Here is a 14,067-nt window from a genome sequence, read left to right on the forward strand (position 1 = left end):
GCCGCGCGCAGCGCCCCCGTGAGGTACTCCTTCGCCGCCCGGACGGCCGGCTCCCAGCCGTCGTGCCGCGGGCGCAGGACGGCGCACGCCGAGCTCAGCGTGCACCCGGTGCCGTGCGTGTGGCGCGTGGCGACCCGCGGCGCCGCGAGCGCGACGACGCCGTCCGGCCCCGCGAGCTGGTCGACCGCCTCGGGCCCGTCGAGGTGCCCGCCCTTGACCAGCGCGTGGCCCGGTCCGAGGCGCAGCAGCGCGGTCGCCTGCTCCGCGGCCTCGGCGGCGTCCCGTGCGGGCCGCGTGCCCAGCAGCACGGCCGCCTCGGGCAGGTTGGGCGTGACGAGGTCGGCCAGGGGCAGCAGCTCGTCGCGCAGCACGGCCTCGGCGTCGGCCGCGAGCAGCCGGTCGCCCGACGTCGCGACCATCACCGGGTCGAGCACCACGTACGGTGGGCGCCCGCCGGCGCGCAGGTCGCGCAGCGCCGCGGCGATCGCACGCGCGACGGCGGCGTCCGTCGTCATGCCGATCTTGACGGCGTCGAGGCCGACGTCGGCGGTGAGCGTGCCGAGCTGGTCGGTGACCATGTCGGCCGGGACGGGCAGCACCCGCGTCACGCCCGTCGTCGACTGGGCGGTCAGGCCCGTGAGCACCGCGCAGCCGTAGCCGCCGAGGGCCGCGAACGTCTTGAGGTCGGCCTGGACGCCCGCGCCTCCCGACGGGTCGGAGCCGGCGATCGTCAGGGCCACGACGGGGTGGTCGTCCCCGCGGACGGGGGCGGGCGTGGGCAGGTCAGCACCCATGAGGCGTTCCCTTCGCTAGCACTACCTAGATCAGGTTCCACGGGTGCATCTCAGCCGGGCCGTGCCGGCGCCCCGCGCCATGTGTGCGCACACCCTACGACACCGGCGGGCGGGTCCAGGCGTCAGCGCCGCCTGCTCCAGCGGAACACCGCCCAGCCCGTGACCAGCGCGCTCACGGTGACCAGGGCGGTCGCCACGACGGCCTCGGCTGCGCCCAGGAGGCCGGCGTCCAGGGCCACCTGCACCGTGCCGATGAGGGCGTAGACGCCCGCGAACACCGTGATGGCGGAGAGGGTGCCGTCCATGAGCCGCCGCCGGGAGCGCTCGCGCGCGGCCTCCTCCTCGCGCTGCCGGTCGCCGTGCAGGCGCTCGAGGGCCGCGAGCCGTGCGGCGATGGGCTCCTGCAGCAGCTCGCGCAGGCGCTCGGTGACCAGGGCCGCCTGCTGCTCGAACCGGGACGCGTGCAGGAGCTGCGTGAGCATCCGGGACTCGAGCGCCGAGGCGAGGAAGGTCGGCGAGGCGATGGTGGTGAGCGTGGTGCGCACCTCGGAGGCGAACTCGTGCAGCCGCAGCTGCTCGCGGGTGAGCCGCTCCTTGCGCGCGGCCAGGTCGGTCCCGTTGTTCACGTCGTGGTCGGCGAGCAGGGTCGCGACGATGCGCAGGTGGTCGGCGAGCGTCGCGTTCCAGGCGCTGAACAGCCCGTTGAGGCTGGCCACGAACTCGGCGAGCGAGCCGTACTGCGAGATCTTGAAGTGTGCGGTGCCCACCAGCGCGACCGTGGTGGCGTTGGTGGCCACGGCGACGAGGTCGCCCAGGTGGCGCACGCCCTCCAGCAGCACGGGGTTGCGCTGGCGCAGCGTCCAGTCGGCGGGGGTCGCGGTGCCGTAGGAGACCGGCTGCAGCAGCACCTGCGAGCCGAAGGCGGCCAGCATCTCGTCGCTCATCCGCACCGGGGTCCGCTCGGCGGCCGGTGCGGCGGGCCCCTGGCCCGTGCTGGCCTCGTAGACGCTGGTGACGACGTGGGCGCGGCCCTGTGCGATCTCCGTGCCCTCGCGGACCAGGTCGGTCGTGGCGCGCTGGAGCAGGTCGGCGAGGTCGAACAGGCGCTCGGGCGGCAGCGCGCCGCCGGGGTCGACCTCGAGCGGCCCGTCCGGACCGACCCACAGCACCCGGATGTCGGCGTGCAGGTTGGACAGGCGGAAGCGCGCGTCGCGCACCTCCTGCGGCGACCGGTCGCGCGCCGAGTAGCGGAACCGCACGTAGTGGTTGCCGAACTCGGTGAACCGCACGTCGCACGTCAGCTCCTCGATGAACGTGCCGTCCGGCTGCTCGAGCCGGACGTTCGGCATCGAGACCGACACCCCGCCGTAGGGGCGCGCCGCCCGGTCGACGCTCGACCAGACGTCGTCCATCTTGAGGCTGCCCCGCACGGCGTGCGCCCGCACGCCCAGCAGGTGCGGGCGCTCGTCCCGGTCGGCCAGGGCGCGCAGCGCGGCGACGGCGGCGGCAGGGCTCACGTCGCGCAGGCCGAACGGGTAGATGTAGATGTTCTTGAGCCGGTCGAGCGTGAGCCACCGGTTGCCGAGGTTGCGGTGCAGCTCGGTCAGGTGCATCCGGTAGGAGCGCAGCTCGCTGGCCAGGATGTAGTTGAGGTGGGGGTCCGTCTCGGCCGCGCGCAGGGCCTCGAGCGCCGGTCCGAGGTGGTCGGGGGTGCCCCCGGCCATCGCGTCGTCGGCGGCCCGCGCGGCCCGGGCGAGCGCCCGGAAGTACCGGATGCGGGTCGCGGCCTGGGGCACCAGCAGGCGGCGGAACGGCGAGGCCGGGTCGGGGATCGCCCGCGCGGCGGCCAGCAGCTCGACGCACCGGTCCGCGGCGCGGCTCGCGGCCTCGGCCAGGCGCGGCAGGCTGCCCGCGCTGCGTGCCGCGGACGTGTGCATCTGCGTGACGAGCGTGCGCAGCAGCACGGCGACGGCGTCGCCCTCGGCACGGCACACGTCGTCGGGCGCCTGGTCGCGGACGTCGGTCCACGTGTCGACGAAGGCGCGCAGCGGCACGATGATGCGCCCGTGCCGGAAGGTGTACTGCAGGGCGTCGCTCGCCTGCGACCAGAGGTAGACGCCGAGCAGCGCGGCGGCCCTCGGCCGGTGGGCGACGGCGGTGAGCTCGGCTGCCGTCCGCGGGCCGCGGGGGTCGCCGGGCACGGGGTGCCTGCGGTTGGGCGCCTCGCCGTCGTCGCCCATGTTCCAGCGGGACGCGGCCCAGATCGTGGCGACGTCGACCCCGAGCTCACGCAGGTGCTGCGCGACCTCGGCGGTGCCGTCGGCGCCCTGCCAGGCCTCGGTCTGGAAGAGCGGACGGAGGGTGTCCCCGAGCGACGACGGTCCGTGGACGTGCGGTTCCCGGGGGCCCGGCGCGACGGGGGCGGCCGCGGGGCGGGACGATTCCGACATGGGCGTCAGGTTAATGATCGGTAACCGATCCTTCAACGAATCATCATGTGCGGCAGCGGTCCGTGGACGTCGCGTGCGCGGGCCGGGGGCGAACCAGCGGTCGCCTTCCGGGCTGTCGGAGGCGTGACGTAGTCTCGGCGCCGTGAGCATCGTTCCGCACATCGTTGGTGTGCTCGTCCTCCTGCTCGGCGTGCTGGTGTCCGTCGGGCTGCACGAGCTGGGCCACATGGTCCCGGCCAAGAAGTTCGGCGTGCGCGTGAGCCAGTACTTCGTGGGGTTCGGGCCCACGCTGTGGTCGCGGACCAAGGGCGAGACGGAGTACGGCATCAAGGCGATCCCGCTCGGCGGGTTCGTGCGGCTCGTCGGCATGATGCCGCCGGCGCCCGAGGGTGCCCGCCGCGGCAGGGGGTTCTGGAACGACCTGGTGGCCGACGCGCGGGACGCGTCCGTCGCGGAGGTGCGGCCCGGCGAGGAGCACCGCGCCTTCTACAACCTCTCGACGCCGAAGAAGCTCGCCGTGATGTTCGGCGGGCCCTTCATGAACCTCGTGATCGCGACGGTGCTCATGGGCGTCATCCTCCTGGGCTACGGCGTGCCCGCCGTCTCCACCACGGTCGCCCAGCTCTCCGAGTGCGTGCCCGCGTCGGTCACGTCGCCCGCCTCGGGCGAGGACTGCGAGGGCCGGCCGCCCGCGCCCGCCGTGGCGGCGGGCCTCGAGCCGGGCGACGAGGTCGTCTCCTTCGCCGGCGTCGAGGTGCACGGCTGGCAGCAGCTCGTCGGCCTGATCAACGACGCGGCGGGGCAGCCGTCGCAGGTCGTGGTCCTGCGCGACGGCGAGCGCGTGCCGCTCGAGGTGACCCCGGCCCCGGCCGACCGCCCGGTCGTGGACGAGACCGGCGCGCCGGTGCTCGACGCGGCGGGCGAGCCGGTCGTGCGCCAGGGCGGGTTCGTCGGCTTCTCGCCGCTGCAGGTCCGGGAACGGCAGCCGCTGTCGGCGGTGCTGCCCGCCGTGGGCGAGCAGACCTGGGCGACGGCGACCATGGTCGCCACCCTGCCGGTGCGCGTGGCCGACGCCGCGACGCAGGCCTTCACGGCGGAGGAGCGTGCGCAGGACTCGGTGCAGTCGGTCGTCGGCGTCGCACGGATCAGCGGCCAGATCATGGCGCTGGACGAGGCGATCCTCGACCGCGTCATGATCTACCTCAGCCTGCTGGCCAGCCTGAACATCGCGCTGTTCGTGTTCAACATGATCCCGCTGCTGCCGCTGGACGGCGGGCACATCGTCAACGCCCTGTACGAGGGCGCCAAGCGCACGGTCGCCCGCGTGCGCGGGGCCCCCGTGCTGCCCGGCCCGGCCGACGTCGCCCGCATGACCCCGGTGGCCTACGTGGTCTTCCTCGTGCTGCTCGGTGTCGGCGGCGTGCTCATCGTGGCGGACGTGGTGGATCCGGTGCGGATCACGTGACGCCGGGCACGATGTGCGCAACCGACCTGTCGAAGAGGGGATACTGAGTTCGTGACCGCAATCAGCCTCGGTATGCCAGCAGCACCCCCGCCGGTCCTCGCCCCCCGCCGCAAGACCCGCAAGATCAAGGTGGGCAAGGTCGAGGTGGGCGGTGACGCACCCATCAGCGTGCAGTCCATGACCACCACGCCCACCACCGACATCAACGCGACCCTCCAGCAGATCGCGGAGCTCACGACGGCGGGCTGCGACATCGTCCGCGTCGCCGTCCCGAGCGCCGACGACGCGGAGGCGCTGCCGATCATCGCGAAGAAGTCGCAGATCCCCGTCATCGCGGACATCCACTTCCAGCCGAAGTACGTCTACGCCGCGATCGACGCCGGCTGCGCCGCGGTCCGCGTGAACCCGGGCAACATCCGCAAGTTCGACGACCAGGTCAAGCAGATCGCCCAGGCTGCGAAGGACGCGGGCGTCTCGCTCCGCATCGGCGTCAACGCCGGGTCGCTCGACAAGCGCCTGCTGGAGAAGTACGGCAAGCCCACGCCCGAGGCTCTGGTGGAGTCCGCCGTCTGGGAGGCGAGCCTCTTCGAGGAGCACGACTTCCACGACTTCAAGATCTCGGTCAAGCACAACGACCCGGTCGTGATGGTGCGCGCGTACGAGCTGCTCGCCGAGCGCGGTGACTGGCCGCTGCACCTCGGCGTCACCGAGGCTGGTCCCGCCTTCCAGGGCACCATCAAGTCCGCCACCGCGTTCGGCGCGCTGCTCAGCAAGGGCATCGGCGACACGATCCGCGTCTCCCTCTCGGCCCCGCCGGTCGAGGAGGTCAAGGTCGGCAACCAGATCCTGCAGGCGCTCAACCTGCGCCCCCGCAAGCTCGAGATCGTGTCGTGCCCGTCGTGCGGCCGCGCCCAGGTGGACGTCTACACGCTCGCCGAGAAGGTGACCGCCGGGCTGGAGGGCATGACCGTCCCGCTGCGCGTCGCCGTCATGGGCTGCGTCGTCAACGGCCCGGGCGAGGCCCGCGAGGCGGACCTCGGTGTGGCGTCGGGCAACGGCAAGGGCCAGATCTTCGTGAAGGGTGAGGTCATCAAGACCGTCCCGGAGGCGATGATCGTCGAGACCCTCATCGACGAGGCGATGCGGATCGCGAGCGAGATGCCGACGCCGGAGAATGAGGCACAGGCCGGTTCGCCGGTCGTCTCGGTCGGTTGAGAGTCGCCGGGAACCCGAGTCGAACGGAGCAGAGCATGGGCCGCTGGCGCACCCCGGTACCCGCCGGGGCGCGCCCTGACGGCCCCGACCGGTCCGGCGAACCGGACATCTTGGCGCGTCGGGGCCGGCGCGAGGTCGCCCGGACGCTGACCCGGGCGGACCTCGCGCGGGCCCTCGAGGTCTGCGCCGTCGACCCGGTCGCGTCGGTCCTCGCCGCCGCCCGCCTCGAGATCGCGGTCCGCGCCGGCTTCGGCGCGGCCGCCGGTCAGGCCTGGGGCTTCCCGGACACCGGCCCGCTCGAGGCCGTCTGCTGGGCCGGGGCCAACCTCGTGCCCGTCGTCCCCATCGAGGACGCCGAGCGGCGGGCCCAGGCGGTCACCGCGTTCGCGGACCTGGCGCGCGTGCACGGCCGCCGGTCCTCGTCGATCGTGGGCGAGCAGGCGGCCGCGCTCTCCCTGTGGGAGCAGCTCGCGCCGCACTGGCCCCCGGCGCGCGACGTGCGCGCCGACCAGCCCTCGATGGCCATCGACACGGCGCCCTCGCTCACGCCCGACCCGACCGTGCGACGGTCCGTCCCCTCCGAGCTCGGCCTCGTGCTGCCCGCCTGCGTGCGGATGTTCACGGAGGAGGTCGGCTACTCGCCCGTCGCCGCGGGCGGCTCCGCCTACGCCGAGCGTGTCCGCGCGCTCATCACCGAGGGCCGCTCGTTCGTCCGCATGGTGCCCGACGGCGGCGGCCGCCCCGCCATCGCCTTCAAGGCCGAGCTGGGTGCCGTGGCCGGCGGCGTCGCGCAGGTGCAGGGCGTGTGGGTCGAGCCGGCGTTCCGCGGTCGCGGCTGGTCCGAGTCGGGCATGGCGGCCGTCGTGGAGGCCACCCGGGCGACCGTGGCGCCCGTGGTCTCGCTCTACGTCAACGCCTACAACGAGCGCGCCGTCGCCGCGTACCGCCGTGTGGGCTTCGAGCAGGTCGGCACGTTCGCCACGATCTTGTTCTAGGGCTGCCGCTCACCGCAGCAGCTTGGACATCCGGCGGTCCGCCAACGGCTTGCCGCCCGTCTGGCACGTGGGGCAGTACTGCATGCTCCGGTCCGCGAACGACACCTCGTGCACCGTGTCGCCGCACGGCACGCCGTTCCACCCCGGGCACGGCTCGCCCGTGCGCCCGTGCACGCGCATACCCGCGCGCTTGGCGTCCTTGAGCTCCTTGGCCGGCTTGCCCGACGCCGTGGCGATCGCCTCGGTGAGGACGTCGCCGATCGCGGTGTGCAGCCGCGCGGTCTCCTCCGGCGTGAACGACCCGGTCAGCTTGTACGGGCTGAACCGGCTGACCAGCAGGATCTCGTCGCTGTAGGCGTTGCCGATCCCCGCGATCGCCCGCTGGTCGCGCAGCAGTCCCTTGACCTGCTGGTTCTTTCTCGTCAGCAGCTCGCCGAGCACGTCGGTCGTGAACGCGGGGTCCAGCGGCTCGACGCCGAGCGACGCGACCATCTCGATCTCGGCCGGGTCGCGCACCACGTGCACGGCGAGGCGCTTGCGCGTGCCCGCCTCGGTGAGGTCGAAGCCGCCGCCGTCGTCCAGCCGTACCCGGAGAGCGAGGACCGCGCCACGGCTCGATCCGCCGAGCGACGGCCGGACCGGCTTGGTCGAGAGGCTGTCCGACCAGCGCACCCACCCGCCGCGCGAGAGGTGGAACACCAGGTGCAGCGGTTCGTCCGCCGTGGCCACCACGACGTCGAGCCACTTGCCGTGCCGCACGACGTCGGTCACGGTGCCGCCCGCCAGCGCGTCGGGGGCGGGGCTGAACGTCTTGAGCGCCGCGATCGAGCCCACCTCGACCGAGCGGACGGTGTGCCCCGAGGTGCGCTCGCGCAGGAAGTCCGCGAGCGCGGCGACCTCGGGCAGCTCAGGCATGCGCCCATCCTGCGAGACTTCCGCCGGTGCGGCAAGGCCGGGCCCGCGTGCTCCGGCAGGGTATTCCGGGAGAACCGCAGGCCTTCGCGCGGATAGGCTGTGCCCCATGTCTTCCGCACGCCTCTCTCAGGGCGACGTCCTGCGCATGTCGTCCCTCTTCGTCCGTACCCTGCGCGAGGACCCGGCCGAGGCCGAGGTCGCCAGCCACAAGCTCCTGGTCCGCGCCGGGTACATCCGCCGCGCCGCCCCGGGCATCTACTCGTGGCTGCCGCTGGGCCTGCGGGTGCTGGCCAAGATCGAGGCGATCGTGCGCGAGGAGATGACCGCCATCGGCGGCCAGGAGGTGCACTTCCCGGCGCTGCTGCCGCGCGAGCCCTACGAGGCCACCGGACGGTGGGAGGAGTACGGCCCCAACCTCTTCCGCCTCAAGGACCGCAAGGAGGCCGACTACCTCCTCGCGCCCACGCACGAGGAGATGTTCGCTCTCCTGGTCAAGGACCTGTACTCGTCGTACAAGGACCTGCCGGTGATCCTCTTCCAGATCCAGACGAAGTACCGCGACGAGGCCCGCCCTCGCGCGGGCCTGATCCGCGGCCGCGAGTTCGTCATGAAGGACTCGTACTCGTTCGACGTCAGGGACGAGGGGCTCGAGGTCAGCTACCAGAAGCACCGCGAGGCGTACGAGAAGATCTTCACCCGCCTGGGCCTGGACTACGTCATCGTCTCCGCGATGTCGGGCGCCATGGGCGGCTCCCGCTCCGAGGAGTTCCTCAGCCCGTCGGCCATCGGCGAGGACACGTTCGTGCGCTCGCCCGGCGGCTACGCCGCCAACGTCGAGGCCGTGGTCACTCCCGTCCCCGAGGCGATCCCGTACGACGACGCGCCCGCCGCCCACGTCGAGGACACCCCCGACACCCCGACGATCGCCACGCTGGTCGACCTCGCGAACGAGAAGTTCCCGCGCCCGGACCGGCCCTGGACCGCCGCGGACACCCTGAAGAACGTCGTCCTCGCACTGCGCCACCCCGACGGCACCCGCGAGGTCGTCGTCGTCGGCGTGCCCGGCGACCGGGAGGTCGACCTCAAGCGCGTCGAGGCCGCCCTCAGCCCCGCCGAGCCCGAGGCCGCCACCGACGAGGACTTCGCGCGGTTCCCGCAGCTCGTCAAGGGGTACATCGGCCCGCAGGCGCTCGGCCCCCAGGGCGAGCAGGTCGAAGGGCCCGACGGCGAGAAGGTGCCCGCCGTCCGCTACCTGCTCGACCCCCGCGTCGTGCCGGGAACGCGCTGGATCACGGGCGCCAACGAGCAGGGCAGGCACGTGTTCGACCTCGTGGCCGGGCGCGACTTCACGTCCGACGGCACCGTCGAGGCCGCGGAGGTGCGCCCCGGTGACCCCGCGCCCGACGGCTCCGGCCCGCTGGAGCTCGCGCGCGGCATCGAGATGGGCCACATCTTCCAGCTCGGCCGCAAGTACGCCGAGGCGCTCGGCCTGCAGGTGCTCGACGAGAACGGCAAGCAGGCCGTCGTCACCATGGGCTCCTACGGCGTCGGCGTCACGCGCGCGCTCGCGGCGCTCGCGGAGGCCAACCACGACGACAAGGGCCTGGCCTGGCCGGCGCACGTCGCGCCGGCGCACGTGCACCTGGTCGCGACGGGCAAGGATGCCGCGGTGTTCGACGCCGCGGCGGCGCTCGCGGACGACCTCGCGGCCCGCGGCGTCGAGGTGCTGTACGACGACCGGCCGAAGGTCTCGCCCGGCGTGAAGTTCAAGGACGCCGAGCTGCTCGGCGCCCCGCTGATCGTCGTCGTGGGCAAGGGCCTGGCCGACGGCCTCGTCGAGGTGCGGCCGCGCGCGGGCGAGGCGGAGCAGCTCCCGGTGGCCGAGGCCGCCGCCGCCGTCGCGGAGCGCGTCGCGACCCTGCTGGCCTGAGCACACCTGAGTGCGGGACCGCGCCCTTCCGCCCACGAGGACGGGTGACGGTCCCGCACTCGACGGAGCCGGAGTCGCGGCCGGGTCGGCCGTGGCGTCAGGACTGTTCCGGCAGGCCCGGGAACGGGACCGGCTCGGCGCCCCAGCGGCCCGCGGCCAGCGTGCTGTCGACGAGCAGCGCGACCAGTGCGCCGCGCGTCCCGGGCTCGGCCCGTGCGACGAGCGACGCGTAGTTCCTCGCGAGGCCGTCCTCGAGCTCGCGCGCGAGGTCCGGTGTCGGCGTGTCCGCGCGGGGCACGGTGTACGCGACCTGACGCGGGTCCTGCTCCGTCCCGTCGACGCCCGCGACCAGGGCCCAGCCCTGTGCCCGGGTGCGGTGGGCCCTGGCGCGCTCCTGCGCCCGCTCGCGCACCGCCCCGTCGGCCTGGGCTGCGCGCACCTCGAGGGCGAAACCCGCGGAGTCCTCCGCGAGCACGAGCGCCGTGAGGTCCTCCGCGGACAGGCCGGCGGGGGGCACGGGCACCTCCTGCGTGCCCGCCGACGCCGGCTCGGGCGAGCTCGCCTCGCCGCTCGGCTCGTCCTCCGGCTGGGGGACCTGGGCCGGTGACAGCTCCGGCGGGTCGGCGTCGATCAGCTGCGCGAGGTCGACGGCGTACCGGGTCTGTGCGGCGGAGACGGAGGCGAGCAGGCGGCCGAGCGGGCCGGGCTGCGCCTGGTTCGCGGCGGCCCGTGTGCGCGCGGCCGAGTCGGTGAGCGCGGTGAGCGTCGAGGCAGGCGTGTGCCGGCGGGCACTGGGAGACGGTGACGCCTCGGACGGGTCGGCCACGATCTCGTCCAGCCCCGAGTCGTACTCGCCGCCGAGCTGCTCGGCGTGCTCGGCCGTGGCGGTCGCGATGCGCGCGAGCTCCTCCGCGACGGGGCCGGGCACCCTGGTGCCATCCGCCGCTGCCTCGGCCTGCTCGGCCACCAGCAGCGCGTCGGCGACGGCGGTGCGCCGCACGACCTCGGCGGCGTCCGGTACCGGCTCGGTCGGCGGCGGCGTCTCCAGCCGTACCCCGCAGCCTGCGAGGACGACGGCGCACGCGAGGGCGAGCGCGGCCGGACCGGACCGGCGGCGGGTGCGGGACCTGGGGCCGTTGGCGTTCATCGTGGCCGATGATGTCATGACCCGCCCACAGGACCCGTCCTCAGGACCCGCCCGCACGGCCCACCGGCTCCCGACCGTCGCCCACGTCACGCCCGGCGTGAGGTGCCGTGGCCTGTGGCTTCGTTAGGCTGGGCGCAGGTAGCAGACAACAACAGCACATCGGTCGAACCGTTCCGGCTCGAACCGTGCCCCCGCACGGGGGGAGCCGACGGGAGGAAGGCGATGACACAGCAGGCGGATGCGGTTCGCGACGTGGTGCGGCCGGCGGTCGAGGCGGAGGGCCTCCACCTCGAGGAGGTGGCCGTCTCCCGGGCGGGCAGCCGCTCGGTCGTACGCGTCACCGTCGACCTGCCGGAGGACGCCGTCGGCAGCCTCGACTCCGACACGCTGGGCGAGGTGTCGCGCGCCGTCTCGGCGGCGCTCGACGTGGACGACGTCGTCGCGGGCGCCTACACGCTCGAGATCTCGACGCCGGGCACGAGCCGGCCCCTGACCGAGCTGCGGCACTTCAAGCGTGCGCGGACGCGCCTGGTGACCCTCAAGCTGGCCGACGGCGGCCGCGCGGAGGGCCGCCTCACGGACGTCGTGACCGAGGGGGCCGGCGAGGACGGCACGGTGGCCGACGCCGCCGTCCTCGTGCTCGACGGCGACCGGCGCATCGCCCTCGCCGACGTCGTCCGGGGGAAGGTCGAGGTGGAGCTCAAGCGCCTCGACGACGCCCAGGATGCCGCGGCAGGCGAACTGGGCGAGAGTGCAGAAGACACCGACGACGACTCGGCCGGTGCTGGTTTCGACGACGCGACCGAGGGCCACCGCCCCGGCCGCAACGAGGAAGGCTGACATGGACATCGACATGACGACCCTGCGGATGCTGGAGCGCGAGAGGGACCTCAGTCTCGACGTCCTCGTCGCGGCCATCGAGCAGGCGCTCCTCTCGGCCTACCACCGCACCCCCGACGCGTACCCCAGGGCCCGCGTCGAGCTCGACCGCTCGACGGGCCACGTCACCGTCTGGGCGCGCGAGGAGATCCCGGTCGCGGCCGACCCGGACGACCCCGAGTCGCGCCCCACCGCCGAGCTCGGCCCCGAGTTCGACCACACGCCCCAGGACTTCGGGCGCATCGCCACCGCGACGGCTCGCCAGGTCATCGTGCAGCGGCTGCGCGACGCCGAGGACGACCAGGTGCTCGGCACCTTCCGGGGCAAGGAGGGCGAGGTCCTGGCCGGTGTCATCCAGCAGGGCCGCGACCCGCGCGTGGTCCTGGTCGACGTCGGTGGCACGGAGGCCGTGCTGCCGCCGCACGAGCAGGTGCCGACGGAGGAGTACGTGCACGGCGAGCGCCTGCGCGCCTACGTCGTCGAGGTCAGCCGCGGAATGAAGGGTGCCCAGATCACGTTGAGCCGTACGCACCCGAACCTCGTGCGCAAGCTCTTCGAGCTGGAGGTCCCGGAGATCGCCGACGGCTCGGTGGAGATCACGGCCATCGCCCGCGAGGCGGGGCACCGCACCAAGATGGCGGTCCGCTCGCGTGTGGCGGGCCTCAACGCCAAGGGCGCCTGCATCGGCCCGATGGGGGCCCGTGTCCGGGCGGTCATGGCCGAGCTGCGCGGGGAGAAGATCGACATCGTCGACCACAGCGACGACCCGGCGACCTTCGTCGCGAGCGCCCTGTCGCCGGCCCGTGTGTCGTCGGTCACAGTGGTGGACCCCGACGCCCGCGCGGCACGGGCGATCGTGCCCGACTACCAGCTCTCGCTCGCGATCGGCAAGGAGGGGCAGAACGCCCGCCTCGCGGCCAAGCTGACCGGCTGGCGGATCGACATCCGGTCCGACGAGGCGGCCGACGGCGCAGGTGGCGCGCCCGCCGACACGAGCAGGGGTCGGTAACGGCCGGTGGGAGGGCGCGGTAGACTGTCCGAGTCTGGGCCGCGCGCCCGCTCCTCGACGTACCCTGTGCCGGACGAAGGTCCGGTGCGTACGTGTGTCGGGTGCCGGGAGCGCGACCAGCGGTCTGCACTCCTGCGTCTGGTGCTGGACCCCTCGACGCACGGTGACGCGGTGGCTGGTCCACCGCACGTCGTCGTCGACGTCCGGGCCGGCCTGCCGGGTCGCGGCGCCTGGATCCATCCGGAGCCGCGGTGCCTGGAGCTCGCCGAGCGTCGCAGGGCCGTGCCACGCGCGCTGCGCGTCGGCGGCCCCGTCGACCTGGGCGAGGTACGAGCACACCTCGGCCGGTGAGTGCACCGGCCGCACGACCGTCCCGACCGGACGCCACGAGGCGTCCGGCCGCACTCTGCGAATCGTCGACAAGGAAGCGGGTCAGAAGCCGATGGGCACCCGATGAGTCCCCAGCGATGAGTACCAAGTACTGATGGCGGTCCTCCCTGTCCCGGGACGGACCGAGACAGGAGAGATGTGGCTAAGATCCGCGTTCACGAGCTCGCCAAGCAGCTCGGAGTGGAGAGCAAGACCCTGATGGCCGAGCTGAAGGCCGCAGGAGAGTTCGTCCGTTCGGCCTCCTCGACCCTCGAGGCGCCGGTCGAGCGCGCGATGCGCGACAAGTTCCCTGCCGGTGGCGCTGCTGGCGCGTCCGACAAGGGCGGTGCGGCCAAGCCCGCGCCCAGCGCACCCAAGCCTGCCGCGAAGCCCGCGGCCCAGAAGCCTGCCGCCAAGCCGGCGGCACCCCGTGCCGAGGCGCCTGCTCCCGCACCCGCCCCGGCTCCCCAGCCCACGCAGGAGGCACCCGCGCCGGCCCCGGCCGCCGAGGAGGCGCAGCCCGCGCCCGCGGCCTCGGCGAAGCCCGCTGCCGCTCCGAAGCCGGGTGCCCCGAAGCCGGCCGCGACCCCGCGGCCCGGTGCCCCCAAGCCCGGTGCCGCACCGTCTCGCCCCGCGCGTGACGGCGGCCGTGGCCCCCGCCCGGGCGACCGTCCGGGTGGCGGCGCGCCGCGTCCGGGCAACAACCCGTTCGCGACCAGCCAGGGCATGCCGCGCCCCGGTGGCGGCCGTGGCCGTCCGGGTGGCGGCGACCGTCCGGGTGGCGGTGCGCCGCGTCCGGGCAACAACCCGTTCGCGACCAGCCAGGGCATGCCGCGTCCGGGGCAGCGTCCCGAGCGCTCCGAGGCGAGCGGCGAGCGGTCCGGCGGCCCCCGTCCGGG

The 14,067-nt window shown here is 74.1% G+C and carries 12 protein-coding genes and 1 riboswitch; of the genes, 8 read left to right on the forward strand and 4 right to left on the reverse strand.

What is annotated here, in order from left to right; all coding sequences use genetic code 11:
* Both thiD and HLB15_RS18445 read right to left on the reverse strand, forming a co-directional pair.
* Positions 1 to 794, reverse strand: a 794-nt coding sequence (gene thiD / locus HLB15_RS18440) for a bifunctional hydroxymethylpyrimidine kinase/phosphomethylpyrimidine kinase (RefSeq protein WP_171107350.1), incomplete at its 3' end; no start/stop codon positions are given.
* Positions 784 to 879: riboswitch (TPP riboswitch) on the reverse strand. Its footprint overlaps the gene before it by 11 nt.
* Before the next feature lie 37 nt (positions 880 to 916).
* Positions 917 to 3,244 carry a hypothetical protein gene (locus tag HLB15_RS18445; RefSeq protein WP_171107352.1) on the reverse strand — a complete coding sequence of 776 codons (2,328 nt, stop codon included), beginning with the start codon at positions 3,242 to 3,244 and terminating at the stop codon, positions 917 to 919.
* A 142-nt stretch (positions 3,245 to 3,386) separates the two neighbouring features.
* Here HLB15_RS18445 and HLB15_RS18450 point away from each other — a divergent pair, with 142 nt between their 5' ends.
* The 3 genes from HLB15_RS18450 to HLB15_RS18460 all read left to right on the forward strand — a co-directional run bounded on the left by HLB15_RS18450 (position 3,387) and on the right by HLB15_RS18460 (position 6,919).
* Entirely contained in the window at positions 3,387 to 4,709 is a 1,323-nt protein-coding gene (locus HLB15_RS18450; protein ID WP_268240995.1) for a M50 family metallopeptidase, read from the forward strand.
* A gap of 72 nt (positions 4,710 to 4,781) precedes the next feature.
* Positions 4,782 to 5,924: a flavodoxin-dependent (E)-4-hydroxy-3-methylbut-2-enyl-diphosphate synthase gene (gene ispG / locus HLB15_RS18455; protein ID WP_171107370.1), complete on the forward strand. Its 1,143-nt coding sequence runs from the start codon at positions 4,782 to 4,784 to the stop codon at positions 5,922 to 5,924.
* Between the two features lie 35 nt (positions 5,925 to 5,959).
* Positions 5,960 to 6,919, forward strand: coding sequence for a GNAT family N-acetyltransferase (locus HLB15_RS18460; RefSeq protein ID WP_171107354.1), 960 nt, complete (start codon positions 5,960 to 5,962; stop codon positions 6,917 to 6,919).
* A 9-nt stretch (positions 6,920 to 6,928) separates the two neighbouring features.
* Here HLB15_RS18460 and HLB15_RS18465 read toward each other — a convergent pair whose 3' ends face one another.
* On the reverse strand, positions 6,929 to 7,834 hold the full coding sequence (locus tag HLB15_RS18465; RefSeq protein ID WP_171107356.1) for an Fpg/Nei family DNA glycosylase: 906 nt from the start codon (positions 7,832 to 7,834) through the stop codon (positions 6,929 to 6,931).
* A gap of 106 nt (positions 7,835 to 7,940) precedes the next feature.
* Here HLB15_RS18465 and HLB15_RS18470 point away from each other — a divergent pair, with 106 nt between their 5' ends.
* On the forward strand, positions 7,941 to 9,764 hold the full coding sequence (locus tag HLB15_RS18470) for a proline--tRNA ligase (RefSeq protein ID WP_229785222.1): 1,824 nt from the start codon (positions 7,941 to 7,943) through the stop codon (positions 9,762 to 9,764).
* A gap of 97 nt (positions 9,765 to 9,861) precedes the next feature.
* On the opposite strand, the gene HLB15_RS18475 is transcribed toward HLB15_RS18470, so the two are convergent.
* Entirely contained in the window at positions 9,862 to 10,929 is a 1,068-nt protein-coding gene (locus HLB15_RS18475; protein ID WP_212760067.1) for a DUF4439 domain-containing protein, read from the reverse strand.
* 204 nt (positions 10,930 to 11,133) lie between these two features.
* Between HLB15_RS18475 and rimP the strand changes: the two genes are divergently transcribed.
* The 4 genes from rimP to HLB15_RS18495 all read left to right on the forward strand — a co-directional run.
* On the forward strand, positions 11,134 to 11,751 hold the full coding sequence (gene rimP, locus HLB15_RS18480) for a ribosome maturation factor RimP (protein ID WP_171107360.1): 618 nt from the start codon (positions 11,134 to 11,136) through the stop codon (positions 11,749 to 11,751).
* A 1-nt stretch (position 11,752) separates the two neighbouring features.
* Complete coding sequence (gene nusA / locus HLB15_RS18485) at positions 11,753 to 12,799, forward strand: transcription termination factor NusA (protein ID WP_171107361.1); 1,047 nt, start codon at positions 11,753 to 11,755, stop codon at positions 12,797 to 12,799.
* Between the two features lie 141 nt (positions 12,800 to 12,940).
* Positions 12,941 to 13,150, forward strand: coding sequence for a YlxR family protein (locus HLB15_RS18490; RefSeq protein ID WP_376699408.1), 210 nt, complete (start codon positions 12,941 to 12,943; stop codon positions 13,148 to 13,150).
* 177 nt (positions 13,151 to 13,327) lie between these two features.
* Positions 13,328 to 14,067 (forward strand): translation initiation factor IF-2 N-terminal domain-containing protein (locus tag HLB15_RS18495; RefSeq protein ID WP_171107365.1); only part of this gene is annotated, 740 nt, incomplete at its 3' end.

Origin of the sequence: Promicromonospora citrea, from assembly GCF_013004695.1 — a bacterium.
Taxonomy (GTDB): Bacteria; Actinomycetota; Actinomycetes; order Actinomycetales; family Cellulomonadaceae; genus Promicromonospora; species Promicromonospora citrea.

What these genes read in the sequence shown, in the direction of transcription:
- HLB15_RS18465 (WP_171107356.1), bottom strand. Translation starts at nt 7,834, where the DNA reads ATGCCTGAGCTGCCCGAGGTCGCCGCGCTCGCGGACTTCCTGCGCGAG.
- HLB15_RS18475 (WP_212760067.1), bottom strand. Translation starts at nt 10,929, where the DNA reads ATGACATCATCGGCCACGATGAACGCCAACGGCCCCAGGTCCCGCACC.
- rimP (WP_171107360.1), top strand. Translation starts at nt 11,134, where the DNA reads ATGACACAGCAGGCGGATGCGGTTCGCGACGTGGTGCGGCCGGCGGTC.
- HLB15_RS18470 (WP_229785222.1), top strand. Translation starts at nt 7,941, where the DNA reads ATGTCTTCCGCACGCCTCTCTCAGGGCGACGTCCTGCGCATGTCGTCC.
- HLB15_RS18445 (WP_171107352.1), bottom strand. Translation starts at nt 3,244, where the DNA reads ATGTCGGAATCGTCCCGCCCCGCGGCCGCCCCCGTCGCGCCGGGCCCC.
- ispG (WP_171107370.1), top strand. Translation starts at nt 4,782, where the DNA reads ATGCCAGCAGCACCCCCGCCGGTCCTCGCCCCCCGCCGCAAGACCCGC.
- HLB15_RS18460 (WP_171107354.1), top strand. Translation starts at nt 5,960, where the DNA reads ATGGGCCGCTGGCGCACCCCGGTACCCGCCGGGGCGCGCCCTGACGGC.
- nusA (WP_171107361.1), top strand. Translation starts at nt 11,753, where the DNA reads ATGGACATCGACATGACGACCCTGCGGATGCTGGAGCGCGAGAGGGAC.